Origin of the sequence: Vibrio sp. ZOR0018 (genome assembly GCF_963865925.1) — a bacterium.
In the GTDB taxonomy this organism is placed as follows: Bacteria; Pseudomonadota; Gammaproteobacteria; order Enterobacterales; family Vibrionaceae; genus Vibrio; species Vibrio anguillarum.
Map to the genome: position 1 here is coordinate 1 of NZ_CAWMCN010000032.1, position 2,857 is coordinate 2,857.

Genomic DNA, 2,857 nt, shown 5'->3' on the forward strand with positions numbered 1-2,857 from the left:
TGGCGGGAGCAAACTTCATGATTATCGCACCTTACTGTTTTTATGTTCAGAGGTGTCGCACTTCGTACTTGAATCCAAGACTCATAACAAGGCGTTTAAGCGGGATTCATGCCGCGTGGCATTTTTGGTATGCGGTGATTTTTGTGGTGAAAGTGGTATGCGGAAGGTTGGTTTAGGCGGCATTCACCCCTTAACGCGGCGTTATGCTTAATCACCTAAAATCAGTGGGTTATTGTTTTTCTTTGTTCCCTCGGCTTTTCAGTTTTGTGTTTGTCGGCAAGTTGGATTTTTTGAGCGCTGTTTTTCGGACATTCATTCTTTGGCGCTGAAAACTTTGAGTATTGCCTCAATTAATTTTTGGGCAAGCGCGAGGTTAGGGCGGTTGGCTCAATCAGAAATTTGATCTTAGGTTTTTGAGCATTAGTAGCCAAAGTCTCAAAGTCTGATTTTCAAAATCATGAGTCATTTCAGTTTTTTGGTTTTTGGGTTTTGTTTGTGCAACAAAGCTGAGTTAATCTTGGTTCAGGTAAAGCGTAAGTCATTGAAGCTTAAGCATAACAAACGGTTCAAGAGGGACAGCCAACGCGTGGCATTTTCACTATGCGTTGTTTTTTGTGGTTACGGTGTTATGCGACAAATTAGTAGTTGCGTTGGCTGCCCCTTAACCGGGCGTTAGCTGTTTTCTGAAGCCTGACGGTTTGTTTGTGCTCGTAAACGAATATATTGAATATATGGGGCGTTCATGGAAGGTGTTGTAGTAGAAAAAAGTAAGATGGGTGAGATTGTATATCTACTCTATTGTAAAAAAGAGTCGGTAAATAATCCTTTAGTCATCATCTGTCATGGGTGGAACAATGATAAATATGAAGGTTCTAATCTAGCTTTAAATTTAGCTCTTCAGGGTTACTCTGTTATCTGCTTTGATGCAGATAAACACGGCGAAAGAGATGATGGTAATGCTCAAAATGTCAGTAGTCATTCGAGCTTTATTAAAAGAATGACGGGGGTTATCAAGCAGAATTCAGATGACATAAATACACTCATTGATCACTATCAGGAAGATATTCGGATTGATCGATCGAGGATTGCGGTTGTGGGTATCTCTATGGGCGCAATGTCCACATTTTATTCTTTGACCCAAAATCAACTGATTAAAGTTGCAGTACCAATTCTCGGCTCTCCTGATTTTGTCGGTTTGGAGAAGTTCGCCTTAGAAGCAGACTCGGTGAATAAGATTCTTAGTGATGATGAGGAGTTGGCTATTAGGTATATGGCAGAGATTGATCCATGTTTGTATCTTATAGAAAATGAAAGTCGCCCTATGTTGATTATAAATGGCGAGAAAGATGATTGGGTTCCTGCCAATTTCGCGAAGGACTTTTATGAAAAAATGAAGAGTAAATACGATAAAAATAATACTGAAATTGAGTTCAATTTAGCTGATGAATCGCATTATTTTTCCAACGACATGAGAGATCATACGATAAAATGGTTGAATAAAAATTTGTAGGCTAAAAGTAAATCTGTAGCAATAAAAAGCTAACAAACAATTTAAGAGGGATTCCCAACGCTTGGCATTTTTGCTTCTACTTCAATTTTAATGGTTACGGTACAATGCGTTAGGTTGGGTGGTAGCGTTGCTCACCCCTTAATTGGGCGTTAGGTTTCTTTGAGCCACCCCGTTGAGGGTAGCTCATTAAAAAACTAGACTGTTGCAGCGAGGTGATGTTCGATCCTATCCAAGACTTTAGCATCCTCTAATAGGTCAAATTTTCGAGCGAAAAGGTTAGGGCTCGAAATTAAGTTAGAAATATCGGCCATTGTAAACGTCCTCGGTCTAAGCTTTATATCTCCATCTGGTACCCAATCGATAAGTCGCAAGTCATCTTGAATTATTTCACCATGACAATCGTTATTCATCATAACTGTTTGGAAAAATCCTTCATCAGCAATAAATGTATTTTTATAAAATTCTTTATAGGGCTGAGATGCATCCGTGTTACAAACAAAATCACAGAATTTTCGTGACACAATCATCCATTGGGTGCCAATAAATGGTGTTATCCCTGACATGAATTTTCTAGCTATTTTAGGTCGGTAAATATGCTCTTTATATTCAAAGCACATATTTTGTATGCGATTCATCGTTTCAGGCCTAGCTTCATTTTGGTCTAATGCTCGAATAAATTCCTTGTCTTTATTATTTGACAAAAACTCATGAATATATGGCTGAGTTTTCAATGGAAAATCTTGTCCACTTAGGTTTATAAAATGCGTCCAGCTTTTGTTCATATTCAATAGCTTAGCCATGCCACGAAGTTCAATGTTAACTAAACTATACCCACCCCATAGTGCATTTTCTGATTCAAGAATTTCAGCATTTTGGTAATCATTTAGAAACAAAGTTATTTCATCTGAAATTTCTTTTCCAGAAGTTTTGTCAACATGGATAACGTAATGATTATTTGGGTGGTATATTGCATGAAATAGCCGTTTAAATTGATCTGGATAGCGGTGAACGAGAATAAGATAAGCAATCATTAGATCATTCCTTGAGAAATCTGGAATATTTATTTTCACGCTCCAGTTATCTCAGTTAGGGAATGTATGTTCTGAGTGGTAAGGCGTGTTCTTATCCATAGACTATATGGGGGTTCTGTCTTGATTAATCAATAGCAATGAAATATAAACCTAACAAACGCTTCAAGATGGACAGCCAACGCGTGGCATTTTTATCATGCGTTGGGTTTCGTGATTATGGTGTTATGCGGAAAGTTGGTAGTAGCGTTGTCTGCCCCTTAAGCGGGCGTTAGCTGAGGTTAAGAAAAACCATAAAATTAAGCGTTTATTTTTCTTA

2 protein-coding genes and 1 pseudogene are annotated in these 2,857 nt (G+C 38.1%); 2 read left to right on the top strand and 1 reads right to left on the bottom strand.

The window, feature by feature from the left end; translation table 11 throughout:
- A pseudogene (locus tag AACR75_RS00990) lies at nt 1-211 on the top strand (hypothetical protein); the annotation flags it as partial.
- Between the two features lie 531 nt (nt 212-742).
- Complete coding sequence (locus tag AACR75_RS00995) at nt 743-1,510, top strand: alpha/beta hydrolase family protein (protein ID WP_047691442.1); 768 nt, start codon at nt 743-745, stop codon at nt 1,508-1,510.
- Between the two features lie 194 nt (nt 1,511-1,704).
- Here AACR75_RS00995 and AACR75_RS01000 read toward each other — a convergent pair whose 3' ends face one another.
- Nucleotides 1,705-2,541, bottom strand: a complete 837-nt coding sequence (locus AACR75_RS01000; RefSeq protein ID WP_017046804.1) for a beta-1,6-N-acetylglucosaminyltransferase — start codon at nt 2,539-2,541, stop codon at nt 1,705-1,707.
- Between the last annotated feature and the right edge of the window lie 316 nt (nt 2,542-2,857).

Bases quoted from the DNA above. Each gene is read 5' to 3' on its own strand.
- AACR75_RS00995 (WP_047691442.1), top strand. From the start codon at position 743: ATGGAAGGTGTTGTAGTAGAAAAAAGTAAGATGGGTGAGATTGTATAT.
- AACR75_RS01000 (WP_017046804.1), bottom strand. From the start codon at position 2,541: ATGATTGCTTATCTTATTCTCGTTCACCGCTATCCAGATCAATTTAAA.